We start from the raw sequence: 23,622 nt of genomic DNA, 5'->3' as shown, positions 1-23,622 counted from the left end.
CCATCAATGCCACCCCGCTTTTATCTTTTGTAGCCATACAGCCGTAAAGGTTACCCGCTTTTAGGTTCTTTACCTTTACACGTGTTTGCTTTAATTGAGCAAGTAATTCATAGGCCGACAGAATGGGTTTAGGTACATTTCCGCGTGTCATCAGGTCTCGTGAACCACGGAAGATCGGTCCCGTTTTGGCATTGAACCAACTTCCCCAATATCCCAACAGGCTTGTTTTTAAACCGTGATTATCTTCAATCGCAAATAGACAATCGACCAATTTCACCATGAACAAAGCCGAAACCTCTGAATTTCTGTATTCCAACTGAGGATATTCATCAACGAATTTACTATCGCCATGCGAAGATAAGCCCCACTCATTCAGATGAACCTCCACCCCTTTTAGCGAAGGGTATTGATACCTCAATCGTTGCAACCAAAGCATATCGGCTGAAAATTTGGAAACCTGTGGGTAGATATCGGGTGCAGGCTTGAGCCAATAACCCGACAATGCATAGATGTGATAGGAAAGGAAATCGACAGGAGAGCCCGTCTTTTTGGTGATATAGTTTTTGCCATGAACCACATGCTCAATGAATTGCTCGAGGAATGATAAGTGGTAACAGGCAGGGCCACCCACTTTAAAATCGTTATCGTATTTTTTGACTGTGTAAGCGAACAAATCATACATTCTGAAAAAGTCTTTCAGGTCTTGTCCTTTCCAACCATCAGGCTCATTCCACACCTCAAAATACCAAGATTTTATTTCCTCTTTGCCGAACTCATCGACCAAATTTTTCATGAAGGCGTTCAGTAAATCTTCCCACGCATTCCAATCTGCGGGAGCACCGACCATCGCCTCAAACTCTTCGTCATTCATCTTGCGCTGCCCTTCGGAGGCAAAACCATCAGGATAAAAATCACACTCGACGATTGGCTTCATTCCTCTTTTGACATACTCGCGGAAGGTTTGATTGACAATGGAAAAGTCGTAATATCGTTTGCCGTTTTTGTCGGTACGAACGACTTGCCCACCCACTTTTCCACCTGCGCGTTCATCGACCATCGAGGTATTGGAAAAGGTATAATGTGCTCGGTAATATTTTACAGAATGCTTTTGTTGAGCCCTGTCCAAGAAGTAATGACCTTCGGGCTCATTGACGATTTTGAATAGAAAATCATAGCCCAAAGCTTTCCAGAATTGGTGGTTTGCTCCCAACTCTTCTGAAAGGTCAATATTTATGTCCACCTGCTCCTGCTTTAGCTGAAGATTGCTGCAGGAAAAGCAAATCAAAAAAATTAAAAAATAGGTGTTCTTCATCGTATAAAATATACAATTAATTCTCAAAACTATTGATAGACAAACAAAGAATATTTCAACTATAAAAGGGTGGATATAAACTCTTACTAATTGCATGAATAATCACTCACTCATTAGTAAAAATAGAGCAACAAATGAAAATTACTGAGGTTTAAGGATTTACATTTTGATTACTGAAAGAAAATTTGAAATGGCTAATTAGGGTCTGCTTAAAAAGGTCTCTTTATTTTTCTTGAAATTTGGTTGACCAATTCCAGCTTCGATTATTGATGTTACTAATGCCCATAAATCATATTCATAAATAATGAAAAAAAGGTCAAAAAAGATTCCTTTCATGAATCTTTCAAGGTTAGCAATAAAGAAGATGGCACCAATCCAAGAATTTGTGGTGTCTGATCTTCGTGCCTTAATATTATTCAATCCATACCCTCTTTTAGTTTGTCCAAATTTTCCTTCTACATGACTCCTCAATTTTTGATGGATAACCTTATTCTCTTCCCGCTCTTTAATTTTTTCAGGATCTTTAGGAGGAGCTCCAAGAGGTGAGCCGACGAAAGTTATATCATTTTGATCATAAACTTCTCTAGCATTTCGATTTCCATAAATTTTGTCTCCAACAATTCCATTTAGCTTAGTGTGAGGGTGCCGTAGTTTATGTGCTTCAATATGCTTTTTGATAATCTCCTCTTCCCCTTCATAGTATGCTTCAAAATCATGATGGTCAATATAAGAATAGCCTTGGTCAATAGATATTGATATTTTAGCTCCAAATTCAACATTCGCTCCAGACTTCCCTCTTATGATGGGGCGAATATGTGGTTGATATAAGTTTACAATACGGAAACCAACCGTATTTTTCTTCTCTTCAATCATTTCCATTTGTTGGCGATACACTTCTTGAATAACATACAATAGCTTCAAAAAACGCTTATTCAAAGGAATACCTACCTTAATTTGGTCTAATAGACGATGAATATGCCCTATATTTCGATGAAGATACTGTAGTTGTTTTCGATTTGCAGCCCTCCAAAAATCGGCGCCTTTCTTCTTTTTTCTTGTCAACGCTAGAAATTCTTTTTGGGCTTTTTGTCGATAGCTTCTAGGTTTCTTAGCATCTGTTTTAACAAATTCCCATAATATATCGATGATTTTTTCTGATTCAATGCGAGCCTTATTGATCAAAGCCAGGTCGGTCGGATAAGGAATTTCTTGCACCGCTACAGTAGCATCAACTGAAATCGAGTTTTCAATTTCAGGCTTCTTATATTTTGTATCACTTTCTACATTTTTTTCATCACGAAGTTCGCTTTGCTCATCAATACTAACGTCATGACTCTGGAGTAAGTGACTTAAATCATTAAAGTCTTTTATGGTCAAACGCTTTCTAATTGTCGGAAATAATGAAGAATCGAATACCTGATCATGTTGAAATTTATGCAATCCAACAAAGTATTGTAGATATGGACTTTCTTTGATTTGTTCAATTGTTTCTCTATCAGACAACTTATATTTGTGTTTGATAATCAAGGCTCCAATCACTAAACGCGCTGGTTTAGGTCTAGCTCCTTTGTCGAAGGACATGTTCCGTTCATAGATCCTTTTTAATTGACTCCAAGGAATTTCTTTGGCCATAATAATCCATCTATTATTGGGATTAAGGCCACCCAAATACGGGTCCATAAAATCAGAAATCTCAAGTTGATCAGGGGAATGCTTAATCATAGTGCAAGCTAAAAAAGTAGGAAAGGAGCCCTGGGGCTATTTAAAGGACAATTTACAAAATTTCCCCTTGCACTAAAAGAGATTTAATGTGATTTAATGAGCTGATCTTCAGTCGTTTTTAGATAATTCGAGCTATTTCAGCAGACCCTAATTACCCTCGGGTATTCTCCTAAGGCAATTGGAAAATCTCATAGGGTGATGGCTAAATATTAGCCCGGATTATTCATGCTTTAATCCTCCTTTAGCTGCAAGGCGGGAAAAAAGAAGGAATAGTTTCCTATTTCGAGTTTTTTCCAACGAAGCAGATGAATGAGGAGAAAGCAAGCTTGCCCAAATTTGGGCTATAAAAAATCAGCTGGCTCGAGAATAATGAGTTGATAATAGGTTAATTAAGGCGAGTCACTAAATCTAGCGGTGAATAATTCGGGTTAGTTCTCGGTTAAAGCCTATTTTCCCATAGGCGTAATCTTGATTCCGTTCAAAAATGCTTGTCCGTGGACGGCTTCAAACTGAATCCCGATGTATCCATTTTTATCGGTCTGACAAATCACCTCTTTCTCCAAAGCCTTCAAGACACCTGCTTCTTTTTTGATATTTAACTTCGATATTTCAAGACTTCCATTGATGCGGAGATTGAAAATATCTTCCGATGTAGCGACCTTTCCGTCTTGCTCTCCCCAGGCAATTTCGGCCTGAGAAAGTGGTCGATTTTTCTGATCTTTGAATGGATATGCCCAATAGAAAGTCAATTTATATTTGCCAGTTTTGAGCTTCATATTTAGTGCTTCCACTCCCCAACGGAAAGTCTGATACATCGGATCATCATCACTGTTGAAGATGTTATCGAAGATTCCTTCACGTACGCGAAGGGCGGGATTACCTTTGTAAGCTTGATGATAAATCTCTCCACCTAATATTTCAAAGTTATGATCATCAGCAAATGCCGATGCAGGTAACCATCGTTCGTTGCCTTTGAAATATCGGTCAGTTTGTCCGATATTAATCGCCAGTCCCTCCGTTGGTATTTCGATTCCCTGCGTATTGCTTTTGACCGTTTTCAGGAAGATTTTTCTTTCGTATCCGCAGTTGTTTTGTACATCAATTGCCTCAATTTTATTCCATCCTTTTTGTAGATCAATGTCAAATTCAACTTCCCTTTGCTTCAGTACGAGCTCTGAAATGGATTCTTTATTGTGGCGTAATTTTACTTTGTCGCCATTACCGTAAACATGTAATTTTACTGTAAAAGTATTCCCCTCGGTAACAGCCACCACGGTGTCCATCGGCGCACCTTCGATATAAACCATCGGCTTTTTCGACCAGTTTGCCTGCACGAAATAATAGGCATCTTTGGGCTGACGATCCGTTGAGATTAAGCCTTTGTTGTTCACATTCGGAACGGCATCCTTACGGCTGTCGCGTTCAAAATCATTCAAAATCCAGATGCTATATCCGACCATCCACGGGCTTTCTTGGTGGGTGGCAAGGTAGGGTTTCAGAAAATCCACCTGATAGCGATTGCTGAAATCATGAATGCTCGGTTTTGCGCTCCAAATGCGGGGATCGGCGCCCGCCCCAAATTCTGATAGCATGATGCACTTGTTCGGAGAGTAGCTTTTCAGGCTGTCCATATAGGCGTCAATGGTTTTGTAAGTATCCTGATACCAACCCTGATAGACATTGAAACCATTGATGTCGGAAACGTTGAATATTTCTTCGCCCAATTTCCCTTTATAATTCTTCAAAAAAGTACCCTGAAAAGCCATGGCCGTTAAACGGGATGGATCCGTTTGTTTCGAAATTTGTTCCATGGCTTTGGCATGCAAAACCGCCTCTTCGTGTGCTTGCCAGATCTCGTTATGATAACCCCAAATAATGACTGATGGATGGTTATAGTTTTGATAAATCATCTCGCGCATCATCGTTCGGCTGTTGTCCAAGAAGGGCTGACCGAATGGCACCCAGTTCACACAAGGTATCTCGCTCCAACTCACCATGCCGAGTGAATCACAGGCTTTGTAAATCTCGGGCGAATGCGGATAGTGGGAAATACGGACGAAATTCGAGCCCAAATCCTTGGCAATGAGCATATCCTTTTGATGTTGATCATCGGTCAAGGCGCTTCCCTGATGATGGTATTGCTGATGCCTTGCCACCCCTTGCAGTTTGATCGGCTCATCATTCAAAAGCACGCCTTTTTGCTGACTGATGCTTACAGTTCTAAAACCGATTTTCTGTTCAATCTCATCAATCACCTTATTGTCTTTAGCGTCGATGATCTGACTTTTAAGGGTGTACAAATTGGGTTTTTCAACGGACCATGTCTGAATATTATTCGCCTTGCTGTCGATTTCCCAATGGGAAATATCACCTGAATGAGTAAGTTTGTCAACTGAGGTTTTCCAAATGACTTTCTGATTTTTGTCTAATATCTGATGACGGAAAAGCACCTGACGATCAAAGGGTAATTCCTGACGGTAGTGGGTACTGATCTTGAATTGCGCTTTGTTGTTTTTCAGTCCTGTGTTCTGAAAAAAGACCCCCGATGCGCCATAAAAGTTATGATCAAAATAGAGCTTGTTTTTGGTGACCAAGAAGACATTTCGGTGAATGCCACCGAACATGCTGAAGTCCCCTCCAACGGGCGGAGCGGTGAATTGCAGGTTTTCCGAATTATCCGTTTTGATAGCCAATTGATTTTCTTCCCCAAAATTCAATAGCCCTTCGATGTCTTTGTAGAAGGAAGTATAACCGCCCAGATGTTCGCCAACATAATGATCATTAACATAAATTTCACATTTAATGGCTACGCCTTCAAAGTTTAGACTTACTTTTTTATGGCGCCAATCCGTTGGTACCTCAAACTTTTTGCGATACCATGCTTCGCCTCGATAATATCCTATCGGATCATCAATGATGTCCTGATCATTGTATGTATGTGGTAGGTGTACTTTTTCCCATTTACTGTCGTCGAAGTCATGCTTCAAAGGAGCATCTTTCAGACTGCCCTTATGGAATAGCCAATCGGCATTGAAATTGACTTTTTCTTGTTGTGCAAAGGCTGATACCGCCAAGGCAAGGGTCAATAAAATATTTAAAAATAAAGTTCTCATCAATCTCCAAAAATTATTCAATGATAAAAGTTAGTGCGCCCGCTTCTTTGGCATTCAAGTCTATGCTCAACATACTGATTTCCTTGTTCGGGCTATCCATTTCGGTGAAGTGGGGGTTCATCACTACTGTATTAAATCGAGCGTCTTTTACGCCTTTTAATTTTATGGTCAGGGATTTTCCATCGCGTTGAAGGGTGGCTTTTTTACCATTTTTCGCAACGACTACTTTGACTTTTGTGAAGAATCTCCAATTCAATTCCTTGCCTAAAGATGATGAAAACTGATCGGTCATTTTCAGCTTTTCACCATCACAAAACCAGTTCCTTTTGACTGCCTGTTCCTGCGTATAAAGTGGGGAAAGATCAGCGCTTACCTCAACCATTTCGTTGCTGATTTGATTGACATCGAGGGCAACAAAACCATCGGGATTGAAGGCCTTTTGATCAATAGAAACAGTATTATGACCAAGGTTGTGATGGCGGAAAAATTCCCATCGGGGAGCTTTGCTGTCATAAGTCCAAACATATTTCCCAAAGCTTTCGATGTGGGTGTAATTCTCCCGTCCGAGGTCTTCAAACCAACGGATGCCGTCTTTCTCATAAATAAAACTTCCCGCATCGAGGTGCCCATGGCTGAGGTTTCCCTTTCCTCCTTTGACTCCCAAAAAGACCGCTTTACCATCTTGCTGATGATGCCAAAAGATCACGGGGTTTTCTCCCCCACCCACAAAATAAGTTTGGTCATTACCCACTTCTGCCGAGGAGCTGTTGCCCACCAACCACAGCAAAAACAAAGGAGCAAGTCGATCTTTGGATGATTTGACCTGTTGCTCACCGTAGTTCTCCATGAATGTTTTCATTACGGCTCTTTCGGCGGTCAGGAAGTCGGGCCTGCCATTGATTTGAGAGAGCATCGCCATGGCGGGAGACAGTCGTATGGGTCCTTTGCAGTCGAAATAATTGTAATAGGCATTATTGCTTCCGATGGACCAGCGATAGTAATCCCCACTTTTCCAAAATCCAGCGTATTGTTCAAAAGTAGAATAATCTAAGTTATTGACCTTGAGTAAATCGTAAAGGATAAGATTAAAGGAGGTGCCGTAGATCCAGTAGCTTGCCCCTTCGGGGAAGTTGCCACTGATGTCATAGCTCTGAAGACCATTTTTGATTTCCTTTTCGGCACGATGAATCAAAAAAGAAGCTTCTTTTGGATATTGTTTTTGACATACCAAAGCGGATGAGGTAATGCCCGCATGACATACGGCATTCCAATTGTTGGTGCCCTTGACATAGGGGCGCTCCTCCATCGAGGGAACAATGGCCAAGCGATATAGCTGATCCACCCAAGTTTTGTGCTTTGGATGTTCTTTTAAGGTATTGATCCCGATACTCACCCCCAATGCCATTTCTGCCACATCGAGGTAATGTTTGGGGTTCCAGCTATCATAACTTAGTGCCTCATCCAACAACTCGGCGATCTTATCAGCATATTTTTGCTGATGGGTAAATTGATAGGCATAGCTGAGGTGAAAAATGTATTTTTCGAAGGTGCTACAGGTATTGAGCAACCGTCGGCCCGCCATCTTTTTTTCGGGTACAGGTAGGGTACACAATTGATCTGCGGTATGGATCAAATGTTGATGAAACTGCTGATAGAGTTCATCCTGTTCGACGAGTTTTTCGATTTTATCAATCCTGTCTTGGGTGAAGAATAAATGCTGAGCATGAACTGATCGAACCGTTAGGCTAAATATTAAAACGAATAAAAAATACTTCAACTTCATGGCTAAAAAATGTTTGAGGCAAGGTCTTACATTTTCGATGGTATTTTGTGCATGAACCTACCTAAAAGGAGGACAATTGTAATAGGTGGCGAGTTATTTGTTTTGTCCACCGATTACACAGATTTCCAAAGATTTTCTTTGCTGAAACTTTTACAGTCGATACTCACAAATAGAAAACAAATAGTCGTGGCAAACCTATAAATCAAGGTAATCTTGGCCTGTAACAGCCAACCAATTTGTAGTTTTTATCCTTTCCCGAACACAAAAAAAAGACCCAACAAAAATGTTGGGTCTCCGAACTTTTTATGCTTAACGTATTAAATTATTGTTTCACGAATCGATGAACCTGAGAGGATCCATCGGAATGAATGATCGTCAATAAATATATTCCCGATGGCATCGCCGATAGGTCAATTTGCTTTTGTACATGTCCATTCATTGTTTGGTTCAATACCAATTGCCCACTGATGCTATTTACTCGGAGGCCTGTGAAGGCTTTCTGCGTTTTGATCGTCAGGCTGCCATTGGTTGGATTTGGATAAATTGAAACTGAATACTTTCCATCTACATCCGTTGGGACTTCGGGTTCAGGCTCCACCACCGTTATCGTCAATGTATCTGTCAATTGCTTGTCCATATTGGCTGTGGCAATGATTTGTGCCGTGCCCAAACCGATGGCTTTAAGCATACCATTTTCATCAATCACTGCCACTTCTTCGTCTGAACTTGTCCATACTGCGGTTGGATCTTCCACTACTACGGGCAGCACCCTTGCGAAAAGTGCCGTGCTGTCACCGAGCGTCAATTCGATGTTTTTCTCTCCCTCGATGGAAATAGATTCCGCTTTTACTCCCGCAAAAGCGATATCATCCACCAAGATGTCCATCCGTGAAGTGTTGCCAACATCGGGCATGATGATGAATTGCTTCACCTTTGTCAAAGACTTGCTGTCGTCGCCAGCAAAAGTCATATCGGCAATCGGAAATTCAATGGTGATCCATTCGTTTGGTCTGACATTCGGTGTATCGATTGTTCCTTCCAAACTGCGCAATTCCTTCTCCTCTTCCTCCCCGTCTACTTTGCCATATTCCACAATTTTCAACAGACAACGCTCCATATATTCAGTCGTTTTGACCTTCATGGTTACTTTGGCTGCCCTTCCCAAATCATATGCATTTTTTACCTGAATACCGAAACCTGCTCCAGCGTTATTCCCTGTACGGTTGAATTCAAATACTTTTTTGGATGGGTTAGCTTCAGAAGAATCGTTGTCAATGATGTTATAGTTGAAATTCGGTTTACCGTTGTCAAGTGTATCCTGTGGATCATTCCATCCAAAAGAGCCATACCCACTTACCCAGTCGAGCTTGATGTTTTCAAAATCAAGTACCACGCGGGTGTCATTTTCCTCTTCACACACTGCATTGGGATCCTGTCTGAATTTAAAATCATCAAAATACATGTCATAACCTCCAGCTGCATCTTCGGGATTGGTGAAGATCACAAAGGACTTCATCAATCCATTAGCAGGGACAGGCAGGCTTACCCTTGTCCATGTGGTAGCAGGTTCGACCGTAATTCTTTCTTCAATTTTATTGCCTGAAAAGGTTTCCATGGAATAAAGTACATCTGTTAAATGCTCTCCATAATACAGGAAGGTCAGTTCGTTGTGTTCACACATTGAAAATGGCTCGTAATTAGGTGATGAAAACCCAAATAACTTCCACTCACCATCGGCTTTGGTAACCTTCAAGACTTTGTCTGATGTATTCAAACCCTCTTTCAGGGGGTTTTCTGCTTCTATATCCACTGCCGCATTGGTGGTGAAGATCTCTACGGCTTCATTTTGTGGCCCTTCATTAAAAACGGGAATGTATTCGTCAAAATCCGCCACTACCGTGTAGGCAGCGGCATTAACCTTTACCGATAATGCGGCTGTGGCTTCATCGTTGTTGTTTGAAACGGCATGCACCGTTGTTGTCCCTGCTTTCAAAGCAACAATAAATTCGCCATCAACGCCTACAATGGTTTCATCTTCCGACTCCCAGTGCCATGTTTTATCTGTTGCGTCTTCAGGTAAAATTTCCACATAAAACTTGCGTCGGGCGCCTTCCAAAACTTCCAATTGATCTTCATCAAAATCAATGCGGATACTTGATACAGGACGTTCCTTCAGATTGGTGTTTTCGACGTCAAAAGTAGTAGATACCGAGCCATCCAAAGTCTTACAGGTAATTGTTGCGGTACCATTTCCGACTGCTGCAAGGCGACCAAATTGATCTACTGCCATTACTTCAGGGTTTGAACTTTCCCATTTCAGCGCTGCGATCGTTGCTTTTTTATTGTCAATTTCTACGCCGATAACAGCGGTCTCATTGAAATATTCAAAAGTGTGATCGGTATTCGTTAGGGTGATGTTTCCTACTTTCTGAGCGGCGGTTGCATTGCTAAACTGGCGACCATTGGCTACGCCATAAGCTATCGCGGCATAGACTGTATTTTGGTGAAGTGTATTCTCCGAACTTAATGGAGTAAACACGTTATTCACCTTGCGCTCGTGTCCAGGCCAGTGATCAACGATTGGTGTCAAAGAGAAATTAAACCAGTGCGAAGACCATGGTCCTTGTCCACCCTGACGCTCAATACCGTCGGGCATCGTCCATTTTTGTCCATCCACTCCTGCTCTGTCCTTATCCATATAAGTCCATGGTCCGTAAGGAATCCAACCAGGATAAACGCCCCAGTTATCGGTAATTATGCGACCATCCAGGTTGAATGCCTTGGTCATCGGCCGTGGTCCCACGCCTGTCATCCAAGTGGTGTGATTTGGGTTTGTTCCGAGGAAATAACTGGTGGTATTGTCCACAACATCCAAATAGGATTTGTCTCCTGTATATCCATAGGCAACGATATTTTCAAATACCCATGGAGTTGTTCCTTGCCCAACCAACATTGGGAAATCGAATAATCCACCCCAACGACAAGCACGACGTTCCGCAGATACCGCCCCAAGGTTGTTGGCGGTTGACCTCATCGTTCCTTCCAAAGCGGTTTTCAATTGCTCATCGACATTATAATTGTCAGCCAACAAATAGGAATATACCGCCCAGCGTTGGTCTTCGGCCAAAATCGTTGCGCCTTTCATGCGGTTCAATCCTTCGATGGCTTCAGCATGATATTTGGCTTTGCCAGTCAATCGATAAAGGTTGACCGCTGCATAGGTGCGGTAGGTATATAAATCTGACAATTCCTTATTTTTTCCTTCAGGCTGATTTTTTGCTGCATGTGCCCAGTCCCAGCTTTCTTCTGCTTCTTTGATCAAATCCACTTCATCACGGCTCATTTGGTCAAAGTCCACATTATCCAACATTTCGATTGGGAATTTCTGTGGATCGCGACCCAATTTTTTCAGAATCATCGCCAGCTGTGCTGCTTCACCCGCATACATATAGGTCATGAAAGCATCCGCTTCCGTAACGGCATAAAAACGTTCATCTTGCCATGAAGGCTTTCCTTCATCTTCGGGGTTACCCGCACCTTCTCGGTGCGTAAAAGGGTCAGGAGCTACACGCGCACCACCTACTCCACCATCAGAGTAGCCTTTGGCCATAGTTTCTTTTCTTAAGCGATAGTTGAATTTAATCAACCAGGAAGCCTCATCCACAATGTCAGGAATACCATTGCCGCTTTCGGGCAAATCCATTTCATCATCGCCAAACATCTGTGGCAAGTATTCATAAGTGGCCATCAACAACATCGGTATGCGCTGATGGGAATAATAACCATCCCAGTCACCTGCGTCATGATACCATCCAGCGACATTCAGCACATTGCCCTTGGCTTTGGCGATAACTTCATCACGGGCATCCCCACCATCCTGACTTGTCCATTTTGCAAAAGGAACTTTGGAATAAAGGATTTTATCTTTGAAACTGATTCCTCCTTCTCCCTGAACCATTGGGTTTTGGGTAACTGGGCGAACATAAGGTGTTTTGATACCATCTCCGTTGATGTCGTATGCTTCTTCAATTCGGATACCTGAACGCTGATGATACAGCGCACGCATTGTTGTACGATAAGCGGCCAATATCGGGTCGTCCCCAATTTTGAAAGGGAATGAACAACCCATCCCTTCGACCGAAACGACGTACTCACCTGGGGCGCTCAGACCTGAAAAGTCAGCATCATAAACATCCGCCCCTAAAAAGTTTTGGTTTGGTGTGTCTTGTTTCTGAGCTGTTTCGTGATTGTCTTTGCTTTTTCTGAAACTCAAGGTTCCTTCATAGGCAACAGAACCGTCATGTGTATTCACTACCTCAAATTTCTTCCCGTCATAATAAGTCAAATCGATTCCGCCCAGGGTACCTGCCCAATGATAGATATAAGCAAATTTTTGCTCGTCAGGTCGGTAACCAAGGGTGTTTACGTGTACCGATTCGGAACGCAATTGATGGGTGTTGAAAGTGAATGTTTGCTCGGGAGCATCGATGGTTCCGAGCGCCGAAAGGTTCAGGGTATAGGTTTTTCCTTCTTCAAATGCCTGATCAAACTTCAAATAAACCCAGTGTTCTGTGATCCAAGGTTCTGTTCGTGGGTCAAAGGCGCCACCTGCCCATTGCATTCCTTTATAGGTGAAATGATCGGCCTTGGATTTACGTCCCACTTCAATAGGCTGTAAATTGTTAAAATTACCATCATCAGCGCTGTTAATGGTATAGGAGGTGGCATCGTCGGCAAGCTCAATGTTTAATGCCGTTTTATTAAGGGCGAAATCATTCTTAGTTTCTCGCTCATAGAGCACCTCCCCCTCACTTAGATGTACCATCAATATGTTCTGGGTAACAGGCGTGATGTACTTCACTTTTTGCGCCATTGACTTACTAAAAGTCCCTATTAAAAAAAATAGAATAGCAAAAACTGTAAACCTACAATTTCTCATCGCAATACTAATTAATTAAAAAATGTTCCTTACAAACATGCGAGAAGCATGGATGAATTCTGTGGACTTTTTACAGAATAAAGTAAATAAATAGACAATGATTCGCTTTTTTAATAAAAATTGATCACTCATCACAAAGGCCACCAACCTAATACATTAAAGGAAAAACGCTCCAATAAGCCGGATTATTCATACTTAAATCCTCGCTTAAAGCGGGTTTAAAAAGCGAAAATTTGAAGTACTGCAGAAGCGGTAACCGATTATTATGAGAGAATAGCATCACTATTATTGAGAATTTATCCAAAATCGCTGCCAATAATTCGAATTTGCAGCCGGATAGTGTGCTTTAAACTTGCTCATAGCTGTAATAAAAAAATGAGCAAATTTTTCCTATTTCCTTTTTTCTCAATCAAGCAGATGAATGAACAGGAAGCAAGCTCAGGCGAATTTCAACTTAAAAAATGAGCAAGATGAATCATAATGCGTTGAATTTGAGGTCCTAAAGTCGTAGGTAATAAATCTTGATAATAATAATTAAGTAAATAAATACTTATATTATAAAAATGAATGAAACCACATAAAAAAAGACATCACCTTAATAAGTAATGTCTAATGGTAAGTCATGAAAATATCAAAAATCTTACTCAAATTAAATCGATCACTTTCCCCCAAAAGATAATCGACTATATATAATTGCAAACACATAACTAGGCCGAATAAAATAGTTAGATTATTTTATCCACCAACAGGTAATGCTTCTAAAGCATTGCCATTTTATTTACAAACAAATATAAACCTCCGTCAAGTTTATAAGGTGAATAAATCACTTTCACTGGAAGACATTTAATCATTTATTGCTTTGAAAGGGATCATATCAAGGGTGCTAAAACCTCCCCTGCAGAAAATAATCAACGGTTAAACAGTGGATTGAAGAATAAATATTAAATCCGATTTTATTAGTTTCAATTTTTCGCTCCAAATGTAGAGTAGGGAAATCTTTCTCGATTTTTAGCTTATCAGCAAGTGCCTGATCCGCAGTGATAGCCCGAATTTTTTGGTCCCCACTCATCGGTTTAATATTGAATTGGTGAAGCAAAATCTGAAACAAAGATTTATTTTCCAGATTGATCTCCATAAAACCCCCTAGATAAAGGTTGGGAAGATAAGTCACTTCCAATAACAGCGGCTTCCCTTTTATTTCCCTAATTCGTTCGAATGTGATACATCCGGCCTTTTGTTCCTGTTCGCTTAAGGGATACCAGAAATCTAATGGCCATTGCTGCTGAACTGGCGCATGAATAATTTTGGTGTACATTTCTTCCGGTGCAAAATTTGAACTTGTTCCCTCCAAGGAAAGGATACCGATCCCTTTTTTTACCACCTGTACAATACTTCCCTTACCATGTTGTTTCTTAATCAGTCCCTCGTGTTCGAGCTCAGTCATCGCCTTACGAACAGTAGCTCTAGTCGTATTAAAATCCAGACATAGCTGATTTTCAGAGGGTAGTAAATCGCCAGCGGAATAGTTTCCCGCCTCAATTAGTTGTTTAAATTTGAGATACAGGGTTTTATAAATGGGTTTTTTCATAGGGTTAGGCTCAAATCCTTGCCACTCTTGGGCAATGGTGCTCCTCCAAAGTTTAAAATTTTAGAGAAAAATACAAAACCAACTTGTGTATACAAGTTAGCCTTTCTATATTTATTCCATCATCATTTTTTAAATATTATCAGCTATGGCTTTAGTAAGTTTGCGCGAAATAGTCCAGGATGCTTATCAAAAGCAATATGGGGTGGGCGCATTTAATGTGGTAAATTTAGATTTTTTAGAAGCGATTGTAGATGCTGCGGAAGAAAAGCAATCGCCTGTCATCTTGAATATTGCAGAAATTCATTTTCCCTTTGTTACGATCGAACATATCGTACCAGCGATTAAGGCGATATGTGAAAAATCAAAGATTCCTTTTGCGCTCAACTTGGATCATGGTTTAACTTTTGAGGCCATTATGCGGGCTGTACGAAATGGATTTACTTCCGTGATGTTTGATGGCAGCCATTTGAGCTTTGAAGAAAATATCAAACAGACCCGTAAGGTAGTAGAAATTTGCCATGCCGTTGGTGTATCCGTAGAGGGAGAACTCGGGGCAATTGGAGGAGAAGAAGGCGGAGGACTTGTTGGTGAAGCCAATCCAGATTTGTTTACCAATCCTGATTTTGCGGCGCAATATGTGGAACAAACCGGGATTGACGCATTGGCGGTGGGCATTGGAAATGTACACGGAAAATACAAAGGAGAACCGGACTTGGACTTTGCGAGATTAGGACAAATCCGTGAGTTGGTCAAGATCCCTTTGGTACTTCATGGTGGGTCAGGCATCGGTAAGGAAGATTTCCAAAGAGCGATTAGCATGGGTATCAGCAAAATCAATTTCTTTACAGGCATGTCCCAAGTGGCACTTGAAACGACGGCTTCCACTTTGCAAAAGACAGGAAGAAAATACAATGACTATCCATTGATGCTGAATGAAATTAAAGCGGGTATCACGAAGGTAGTCGGTGAGCAAATGGATATTTTTATGTCAACCAATAAAGCATAATTTTATGAAACGTTCGACAATCAATCAGGCAATTAAAAGGGCTACGACATTTTTTGAATCCAATGGTTGGGTGTTGCCGCATAATGCCCAATGGGATGTTACCGATTTTGGTTTGGGAGATTTTCAGGATTGCGGATTGGTGTTGGTGAATTTGGCGGAGGAAGAGGAATATTGTGAAAAGCTGATGTATGCGCAGCAAAACCAGGTAACGCCCATGCACTGCCATGCCCAAAAAAAAGAGGACATTATTGTTCGGACTGGCGCCATGGCGATCGAGATCTGGAAAGGAGTTCCAGGTAAAAACACTGATGAGATTGATGTCAAAATCACGGGTGAATATCAGAAAATCAAGTCAGGTGATATTGTTGAATTGAAGGCGGGAGAAAGGGTAACGTTGACTCCTGGTTTATACCATAAATTCTGGCCTACCACTTCCGAATGTATAATCGGTGAGGTATCGACGGCAAATGATGATGTGAACGACAACTTTTTCATTAATGCTGACATCGGTCGATATTCGGAGATCGAGGAAGATGAGCAACCGTTGGTTTCACTGCTAAGCGATCATTGATATGGAAAAAAGTGGAATCACGGCTGCAGGGAACTGGATCGTTGACAAAACGAAAGTTATTGACGATTTCCCGCCGCAGGATGGTCTGGCCAATATTTTAAATGAAACCGCAGCCAATGGTGGATCGCCTTACAATATCCTGAAAGATCTTTATCAGTTGGGTGCTGAGTTCCCTTTGCAAGGGATTGGCACCATTGGCAATGACGATGCCGGGCAGTTTATCATAGAGGACTGTGCCCGACATGCTATTGACAGCCAATATTTGAAAACCGTTCCTGAGGTAGGCACCTCTTTCACTGATGTAATGACTTCGAAAGCGACTGGTCGCCGGACCTTCTTCCATTACCGTGGGGCGAATGCGGTATTGGATCAGGATCATTTTCCCGTGGATCTACTCGACTGCAAAATCTTCCATTTGGGGTATTTGTTGCTGTTGGATAAATTGGATCAGATCGATGTGGACGGAAAAACGGGCGCCTCCAAAATCCTCCAGGCTGTTCAGCAAAAAGGAATTAAAACGGCGGTAGATATTGTCAGTGAAAATTCTGACCGCTTTCAGCAGGTGGTCATACCATCCCTTCCTTTTGTGGACTACTTGTTTGTGAATGAATATGAAGCGAGCAAGATTACGGGCGTCAATGCCGATCCCACGGATTTGGAATCGATGTTTGCGGCATCGCAAGCTTTACTTGATGCGGGGGTGAAAGAGATCGTGTTTTTACATGCCTCCGATGGTGCGGTTGCTTTGACAAAGTCGGGAGAACGTTTTGTACAGGGAAGAATTCAATATCCAAAAGAACTGATCAAAGGAGCTTCGGGTGCGGGCGATGCTTTTGCAGCTGGGGTGCTTTATGGATTGCATGAAGGGTTTTCAATTGAAAAATGTCTGCAGCTTGGTGTTGGTACTGCCGCCTCATCTTTGAGCGAACCGACCTGCTCGGACAGTGTCTTGAAAGCAAATGAAGCATTGGCTTTGGGTGAAAAGTACGGTTATCTTAATTGGTAATTGAGATTGCATTCTACTGAAATAAAAAAGCCGATACATTGGGTAGATCCCATCGTATCGGCTTTTCTTTATTGTCTTATGAAGTGTATGATGCCATTACGTTGAATGTGAATTTGTATGTATGTAGAGACGTTCGGCAGAACGACTGACACAATTATTTGTGCCGTTCAAATGCATTCTATCAAAATTCAGCATTCCGTTAGACGTTCTCCCGAATGTCTCTACATAAAATAACCTTAATTAGGGTCTGCTTAAAAAGGTCTCTTTATTTTTCTTGAAATTTGGTTGACCAATTCCAGCTTCGATTATTGATGTTACTAATGCCCATAAATCATATTCATAAATAATGAAAAAAAGGTCAAAAAAGATTCCTTTCATGAATCTTTCAAGGTTAGCAATAAAGAAGATGGCACCAATCCAAGAATTTGTGGTGTCTGATCTTCGTGCCTTAATATTATTCAATCCATACCCTCTTTTAGTTTGTCCAAATTTTCCTTCTACATGACTCCTCAATTTTTGATGGATAACCTTATTCTCTTCCCGCTCTTTAATTTTTTCAGGATCTTTAGGAGGAGCTCCAAGAGGTGAGCCGACGAAAGTTATATCATTTTGATCATAAACTTCTCTAGCATTTCGATTTCCATAAATTTTGTCTCCAACAATTCCATTTAGCTTAGTGTGAGGGTGCCGTAGTTTATGTGCTTCAATATGCTTTTTGATAATCTCCTCTTCCCCTTCATAGTATGCTTCAAAATCATGATGGTCAATATAAGAATAGCCTTGGTCAATAGATATTGATATTTTAGCTCCAAATTCAACATTCGCTCCAGACTTCCCTCTTATGATGGGGCGAATATGTGGTTGATATAAGTTTACAATACGGAAACCAACCGTATTTTTCTTCTCTTCAATCATTTCCATTTGTTGGCGATACACTTCTTGAATAACATACAATAGCTTCAAAAAACGCTTATTCAAAGGAATACCTACCTTAATTTGGTCTAATAGACGATGAATATGCCCTATATTTCGATGAAGATACTGTAGTTGTTTTCGATTTGCAGCCCTCCAAAAATCGGCGCCTTTCTTCTTTTTTCTTGTCAACGCTAGAAATTCTTTTTGGGCTTTTTGTCGATAGCTTCTAGGTTTCTTAGCATCTGTTTTAACAAATTCCCATAATATATCGATGATTTTTTCTGATTCAATGCGAGCCTTATTGATCAAAGCCAGGTCGGTCGGATAAGGAATTTCTTGCACCGCTACAGTAGCATCAACTGAAATCGAGTTTTCAATTTCAGGCTTCTTATATTTTGTATCACTTTCTACATTTTTTTCATCACGAAGTTCGCTTTGCTCATCAATACTAACGTCATGACTCTGGAGTAAGTGACTTAAATCATTAAAGTCTTTTATGGTCAAACGCTTTCTAATTGTCGGAAATAATGAAGAATCGAATACCTGATCATGTTGAAATTTATGCAATCCAACAAAGTATTGTAGATATGGACTTTCTTTGATTTGTTCAATTGTTTCTCTATCAGACAACTTATATTTGTGTTTGATAATCAAGGCTCCAATCACTAAACGCGCTGGTTTAGGTCTAGCTCCTTTGTCGAAGGACATGTTCCGTTCATAGATCCTTTTTAATTGACTCCAAGGAATTTCTTTGGCCATAATAATCCATCTATTATTGGGATTAAGGCCACCCAAATACGGGTCCATAAAATCAGAAATCTCAAGTTGATCAGGGGAATGCTTAATCATAGTGCAAGCTAAAAAAGTAGGAAAGGAGCCCTGGGGCTATTTAAAGGACAATTTACAAAATTTCCCCTTGCACTAAAAGAGATTTAATGTGATTTAATGAGCTGATCTTCAGTCGTTTTTAGATAATTCGAGCTATTTCAGCAGACCCTAATTAAATCCCTACATTCCTTAACTTAAAAATCTGGTAACACCTGCCCTCACACTCCACAACGGTTTGTCCCTTTTGGGCTTTTAGCTTTACGCCTCCACCCATCAGACTTTTTGGACGGCTTGAGGCTTCAATACCGATACTCACCTTTTGTTTTTCAGCAGAGGGATTCAGTACCACTAGGATTTCTTCCTTATCCAACTTACGGGTAAAAATCAACGGGTACTGGTCTTTTTTGGCGTAAAGAATATCGTAGTCCGCTTCAATACCAAGGGCGGGCTCCGATTTCCTTAATTCAATCAGCGCTTTTACCCTGTAAAACAAGCTTTCCTTGTGCTTTTGTTGGGCTGCCACTGATGGCTGCGTTTTGTCTGTTGGCATCGGCAAATACAATTGATCTGCAGAAGCGGTGGAAAATCCCCAATTTTCACCCTGGTCCCATTGCATTGGGGTACGATTTCCGGAGCGGGTGCCGAAGGAACCTTCAACAGCCAATTCATCATCAAGGGCTTGCTGAAACATGCCAATCTCGTCACCATAATAGACAAATGGAATGTTGGGGAAGGTAAATTGAAAGGCATAGATAATCTCCAGGTCCTTCTCATCTCGTCCATAATTTCATACCCGGACCATGTCATGATTATCCACGGGAATACTGATAAATCCTTTGCCTTTTGTTCGTTCATATTGGCTTTCAAATGAACGTAAAAACTCGGTGATATTTCCTTTACCTGCTGCCTCAAAAAAACTGTGTTGGGTAGGGTCATCTTTATGAAACCACTTTTTATGAAACAAATCATCGTAGCCCTTGAACCAGTGCATAAAGTCGGCATGAAAACCAGACTCCACCGCCATTGCAGGTTCTCCCCATTCGGATATCAACAATGCTTCAGGATATTCCCGATCAAAAGTGGAGCGTACATCTTTCCAAAAATCCGCACCTGCACTGCCCGCCATGTCCACACGGAATCCGTCTGCGCCAGCTTTCAGCCAAAACTTCAAGACGTTTTTCATCTCATTTTTCAAAGCCATCACGTCAGGATGATCCAGCGGCAACTGCCAGTCATATTTGATTTGATCCTCGGGGAAGCCATAATTCAGCTTGGGCTGACAATAAAAATAATTGGTCATAAACGCTCCTTCCCGCGGTCCATAGCCGATGATGAATTTACCCGCATACTCCTTGGGGATGTTCCAGTTATCTTCGGTCCAGATGAACCAATTTTTATATTTAGGATCGTTTTGTGATGACGCTTTGAACCACGGGCTTTCTTCACTGGTGTGGCCGACCACAAAATCGAGAATGATTTTGATCCCCCGTTTATGGGCTTCAATAAATAACATTTCAGCATCTTCATTGGTGCCATACCGTTCGGCTACTTTGTAATAATCCGCCACATCATAACCCGCATCACAAAAAGGCGATTCATAAAAAGGGCTGATCCATACGGCATTCACACCAAGGGAATCCAGATAATCGAGTTTGGAGATGATCCCCTGCAGATCACCAATACCATCGCCGTCGGTATCTTTGAACGTCTGAGGGTATATCTGATAAAATACCGCCTGAGAAAGCCATGATGGATAATGATAAGGTTGCCCCAATAAAACCGGGGCAGATATCACCAACAAAAAAAATAAGGATATTAAAGTTCTCATAACCAAAAATGCGTTTAATTATTCCTATAAAACAAAAAATAAATTATTGTTTTAGGTAAACTTACATACAAAAATATTGCATTCAGTTCTCCACATTTAATTATCCACATCTAATGATTAAGCTTCCACCTAAGATCGACCCTTGGCCATACTTCTGGCTTTGATGATAAGCGATTCGATGCTTTCATATTGCTTTTTCTCCTTGATATACATCTTCACATATTGGTTAAGTTGATAATCAAAAAATTGCGCCAGTTTCATCACTTCCAATCCACCTTCGGGATCCCATGGTCGCCCTGGACGGTAAAAGTCATCACCCGATTCCCAGCGTTCCCGATCAAAAGCTACCTCGGAATTTCTCCACTGCGGGTAGACTTTCTCTTTCTTCATATAAGGAATGAGCAATTCCACTGATTTTTGAATAGAACCCTGGTTCTGATTTTCCCATGGATAATAGCCCTTGCCGTTTTCACCCATTGCTAAAAGCGTCGAAAGGATCGGTTTGAGTCCTCCGCAGTGATAACTCAATGCATCGCGATGGCGCAGGTCGATGGTGGTGCTGTCGCCAAAAAAATTACGGTTGATGTAATCCTCTACGCCTTTAGCTACAAATTGCTCATATTTTTGATCTTCAAGTAACTGACTGCTGAGGGCGATGATTTTAATTCTTTTACTTCGCCAATTCCCTCGCTCCCCATCATATCCTGCCTTGATACAGGTATCAGAAAGTTCGACCAACCATTTTTGGATCAGCTGCTGTTCACTTCGGCTCGCAAAATCCATCAGAAGCGGAAGTGCCGTCAGCATGGGCGTCAGTTTATTTTCATTGATGGGGTTGCCATTCGGTACATAAGTTTGCATCCAGGCCAAGGATAATTGAAGCGCTTTTTTGGCGTATTTAGATTTGCCCGTACCCGCATAGGCATAGGTCAGCTGTTGAATACTTTCCATCTGCTTGAGTTGCTTAATCGACTGAATACGGTCGGGATTGCTACTGACCAATCCTTCATAATTGATAACTGCAAGGGGAACAGGTTCTTCCTTGAGGTGAGTATTGGCTTTTTCAATTATGGTGTCAAAAAAAACGCGAGCTTCAGGATCATTTTTGAGCAATTCTTGAATCTGTTTACAATCCTGTTCTGTGAGCGGAATGCTGGTTTTCAAATTCAGCTTGGCGGAAAAGCCTGTCAGGGATCCACAGAATAAAAAGCATAAAAAAAGGGTCTTAATCATGGTTTGCATCGTCTCTATTATTTTGAGCATGTTTAAAAATCTATCCTCCACAGCCACCGAAATTTTGAATTGGGTTGGGTATTATTTTTCAACCATAAGGTTGCTACACTCCCAATATCGCTTTACAATACTCCGTATTTTCGTTAGAAATTTCAAATTTTAAACACGCGCTGCATGCAAAAGCCCCAAACAGATGAATGGGGCCTTTGAAAAAATGATCATTTATTTATAATTCGGGGACTGAATCAACACCCCTCCACTCTTATCAATTTCCTGTTGCGGAACAGGATAGAAAGCCCTGCCTTCAATATATCGGGACTCCCCGTCAATTTTAGAGACAATGGTATTTAAATCTCCCCAGCGCCGCAAATCATTATAGCGGTGTCCTTCAAAACACAGTTCCTTCCGCCTTTCATCCTTAATCACCTGCATCAGCGATTTACCCCCATTGACCAATTCCTGAGTGCTTAGGTGAGGTCTTACTTCCTGATCAATAGGGCTGTAAAAAGCACGATCGCGCACCAGGTCAATGTATCGCATGGCTTCGGCCTCATTGCTGCCAATCAGGGATTCCGCATACATCAGATAAATATCTGCAAGGCGCATGACTGGAAAACTTTCGTCATTCCCGGCAGGATTGTTGGCCTTCGATGTCAATCCTTTGGCAATCACTGGATCATCACTGGTTGAAATTACATAATCTCCAACTTCCCCCCCGATAATTCGTGGATTTCGATAATAGAGGGTATCTCCTTTTTGCCGGATAAATGCCGTAAGTCTGAAATCGCCCGGTTCAAAGGTATTGATTAAATCATCGGTGGGGCGTAAATTTTGGTATCCACCAATTTTATCCGGATCGTTACCATCCTGGACCATTGCTTCCAGATACACATTTCGCTGCGTCCCTTCTGAGGCATTTAATCCATCATCAAACCAAAATAAAGGCCCACCCACCTGGTGGTCGTAAAGCACTTCGAACAAATTTTCAGGACTAAAGCGATTATTTACATTCATGATATCCTCCGCATTCTGCATCAACACAAAACCACCATTTTCAATAATATCTTTGAACAGAGGCTGCGCTTTCTCGGGTTCATCAAAGAATAAATATGATTTTGCCAAAAGGCCTTTGGCAAACCACATGGTTACCCTACCCTGCTCCTCATTTACCTTACCACTATAACTATTGGGTAATGATTTTTCCGCTATAATCTCCTTTAATTCCAACTGAACGAAATCAAGTATTTCCTCTCTTGTGAATTGTGGCACCGTAAATAAATCCATATTATGCTCGTCACGGAAAGGAACAAAATCCCATTGCATAATAAGAGTGAAATAATAGTTTGCTCTGAGCAATTTAGCCTCTGCCTTTGCCCGTTTTATCAGGAGGCTATCTTGTATGGTCTCAGGTCGCTCCTTGATGACGGTATTGGCCCGGCGTATCCCTTTATACAAGGAAGACCAGATTCCCCGAAGCTCCTTACTATCTTCACGAAAATTAAAATTATAATTCCCAGCCAGATCATCTTCTGTTTCAATGGTAAATACATCATTGGTCAATAATGCTCGTTGCCTCCAATAATGATTGGCATATAAGCGCACATCCGCCATATTGGAATAACTTGCTGAAAGCATGCGCATCAAATCCAGGTCTGTCTGGAAATACGTATCACGATCGAGCAAAGTATTATTTTTAACATCCAAAAAGTCGTCACAGGAACTGATCAATGCCCCTGCCAATATCAATAAAAAATATATTTTTAGATTTTTCATATCCT

Annotated in this window: 14 protein-coding genes; 3 read left to right on the top strand and 11 right to left on the bottom strand. The window is 41.3% G+C overall.

All coding sequences use genetic code 11. From position 1 onward, the window contains the following. The 6 genes from AAA970_RS24685 to AAA970_RS24660 all read right to left on the bottom strand — a co-directional run. On the bottom strand, positions 1-1,312 hold a 1,312-nt coding region (locus AAA970_RS24685), incomplete at its 3' end, for a GH39 family glycosyl hydrolase (RefSeq protein WP_338239572.1). Between the two features lie 198 nt (positions 1,313-1,510). Next, positions 1,511-3,034, bottom strand: a complete 1,524-nt coding sequence (locus AAA970_RS24680; protein ID WP_338236349.1) for an IS5 family transposase — start codon at positions 3,032-3,034, stop codon at positions 1,511-1,513. Positions 3,035-3,480: 446 nt separating this feature from the next. After that, on the bottom strand, positions 3,481-6,147 hold the full coding sequence (locus AAA970_RS24675; RefSeq protein ID WP_338239571.1) for a glycoside hydrolase family 2 TIM barrel-domain containing protein: 2,667 nt from the start codon (positions 6,145-6,147) through the stop codon (positions 3,481-3,483). A 13-nt stretch (positions 6,148-6,160) separates the two neighbouring features. Beyond that, positions 6,161-7,930, bottom strand: coding sequence for a heparinase II/III domain-containing protein (locus AAA970_RS24670; protein WP_338239570.1), 1,770 nt, complete (start codon positions 7,928-7,930; stop codon positions 6,161-6,163). 322 nt (positions 7,931-8,252) lie between these two features. Further along, on the bottom strand, positions 8,253-12,803 hold the full coding sequence (locus AAA970_RS24665; RefSeq protein WP_338239569.1) for an Ig-like domain-containing protein: 4,551 nt from the start codon (positions 12,801-12,803) through the stop codon (positions 8,253-8,255). Positions 12,804-13,752: 949 nt separating this feature from the next. Continuing rightward, positions 13,753-14,457, bottom strand: a complete 705-nt coding sequence (locus tag AAA970_RS24660) for a GntR family transcriptional regulator (RefSeq protein WP_338239568.1) — start codon at positions 14,455-14,457, stop codon at positions 13,753-13,755. A 145-nt stretch (positions 14,458-14,602) separates the two neighbouring features. On the opposite strand from AAA970_RS24660, the gene AAA970_RS24655 reads away from it, so the two are divergent. Genes AAA970_RS24655 through AAA970_RS24645 form a run of 3 tightly spaced genes read left to right on the top strand, consistent with a single transcriptional unit; the run spans position 14,603 to position 17,040 of the window. Continuing rightward, positions 14,603-15,463, top strand: coding sequence for a ketose 1,6-bisphosphate aldolase (locus AAA970_RS24655; RefSeq protein WP_338239567.1), 861 nt, complete (start codon positions 14,603-14,605; stop codon positions 15,461-15,463). 4 nt (positions 15,464-15,467) lie between these two features. Continuing rightward, on the top strand, positions 15,468-16,034 hold the full coding sequence (locus AAA970_RS24650) for a D-lyxose/D-mannose family sugar isomerase (protein WP_338239566.1): 567 nt from the start codon (positions 15,468-15,470) through the stop codon (positions 16,032-16,034). Between the two features lies 1 nt (position 16,035). Continuing rightward, positions 16,036-17,040, top strand: coding sequence for a carbohydrate kinase family protein (locus tag AAA970_RS24645; protein WP_338239565.1), 1,005 nt, complete (start codon positions 16,036-16,038; stop codon positions 17,038-17,040). A 240-nt stretch (positions 17,041-17,280) separates the two neighbouring features. Here AAA970_RS24645 and AAA970_RS24640 read toward each other — a convergent pair whose 3' ends face one another. The 5 genes from AAA970_RS24640 to AAA970_RS24620 all read right to left on the bottom strand — a co-directional run bounded on the left by AAA970_RS24640 (position 17,281) and on the right by AAA970_RS24620 (position 23,617). Next, positions 17,281-18,804: an IS5 family transposase gene (locus AAA970_RS24640; RefSeq protein WP_338236349.1), complete on the bottom strand. Its 1,524-nt coding sequence runs from the start codon at positions 18,802-18,804 to the stop codon at positions 17,281-17,283. A gap of 151 nt (positions 18,805-18,955) precedes the next feature. Then, positions 18,956-19,540 (bottom strand): alpha-amylase family glycosyl hydrolase, encoded by a 585-nt coding sequence (locus AAA970_RS24635; RefSeq protein WP_479531372.1) that lies wholly within the window; start codon positions 19,538-19,540, stop codon positions 18,956-18,958. A 30-nt stretch (positions 19,541-19,570) separates the two neighbouring features. Beyond that, on the bottom strand, positions 19,571-20,611 hold the full coding sequence (locus AAA970_RS24630; RefSeq protein WP_338239563.1) for an alpha-amylase family glycosyl hydrolase: 1,041 nt from the start codon (positions 20,609-20,611) through the stop codon (positions 19,571-19,573). 129 nt (positions 20,612-20,740) lie between these two features. Further along, entirely contained in the window at positions 20,741-21,874 is a 1,134-nt protein-coding gene (locus AAA970_RS24625; protein WP_338239562.1) for an alginate lyase family protein, read from the bottom strand. A gap of 192 nt (positions 21,875-22,066) precedes the next feature. Further along, positions 22,067-23,617: a RagB/SusD family nutrient uptake outer membrane protein gene (locus AAA970_RS24620; RefSeq protein WP_338239561.1), complete on the bottom strand. Its 1,551-nt coding sequence runs from the start codon at positions 23,615-23,617 to the stop codon at positions 22,067-22,069. Between the last annotated feature and the right edge of the window lie 5 nt (positions 23,618-23,622).

The sequence above is a fragment of the Persicobacter diffluens genome (genome assembly GCF_036244895.1).
Taxonomy (GTDB): Bacteria; Bacteroidota; Bacteroidia; order Cytophagales; family Cyclobacteriaceae; genus Persicobacter; species Persicobacter diffluens.
This window is presented reverse-complemented; position numbering and strand designations above follow the sequence as displayed.